Source organism: Arthrobacter sp. I3, from assembly GCF_000520575.1.
Lineage (GTDB): Bacteria > Actinomycetota > Actinomycetes > Actinomycetales > Micrococcaceae > Arthrobacter > Arthrobacter humicola_A.
On the sequence record NZ_AZSB01000564.1, the window covers coordinates 1 to 682 of the forward strand.

Annotated in this window: 1 protein-coding gene; it reads left to right on the plus strand. The window is 63.3% G+C overall.

The genetic code is table 11. From position 1 onward, the window contains the following. Window positions 1-68 precede the first annotated feature (68 nt). Window positions 69-656 (plus strand): adenylate kinase, encoded by a 588-nt coding sequence (locus tag Y706_RS23245; RefSeq protein ID WP_173403045.1) that lies wholly within the window; start codon window positions 69-71, stop codon window positions 654-656. Window positions 657-682 lie beyond the last annotated feature (26 nt).

Consider the following 682-nt stretch of genomic DNA (forward strand, 5'->3'; position numbering starts at 1 on the left):
GCTACAGCGGCGGGCCCTTGACGCACCCTTTCAACGACGGCACCACGAAGGACGCACAAATGACGAGAATGTTGATTATTGGCCCGCCCGGATCCGGCAAAGGCACCCAGGCGGAACGGATTTCCGAGCGCCTCGGCGTCGTTGCGATCTCTACCGGCGACATCTTCCGAGCCAACGTCAAAGGCGGAACGCCGCTGGGGCTGGAAGCAAAGCAGTACATCGACAACGGCGACTTCGTCCCGGACAGCGTGACCAACAAGATGGTGCGGGACAGGCTGCTGCAGGAAGACGCCACGTCAGGCTTCCTGCTGGACGGCTACCCGCGCACCACATGCCAGGTTGACGAGCTGGACGACATTCTGGCGTCCGGAGACCAGGTTCTTGACGTCGTCCTGCAGTTGACTGCCGACGACGAGGAACTGGTCTCCCGTCTCCTGCACCGTGCCAAGGAAACCGGGCGAAGCGACGACAACGAGGCCGTGATCCGCCACCGGCTGGACCTGTACCACGGGCAGACGGAAGCTGTGGTGGCGAAGTATGCCGAGCGCGGCATACTGGCCCAAGTTGACGGCTTGGGCGGGATCGACGACGTCACAAACAGGGTGATACGGAGCCTGGAACATCCCGTTCAGACCTCCGTCGTGAGCGGACGCTAGCACTGACGACGACGACGGCGCCGCCC

Bases quoted from the DNA above. Each gene is read 5' to 3' on its own strand.
- Y706_RS23245 (WP_173403045.1), top strand. From the start codon at position 69: ATGTTGATTATTGGCCCGCCCGGATCCGGCAAAGGCACCCAGGCGGAA.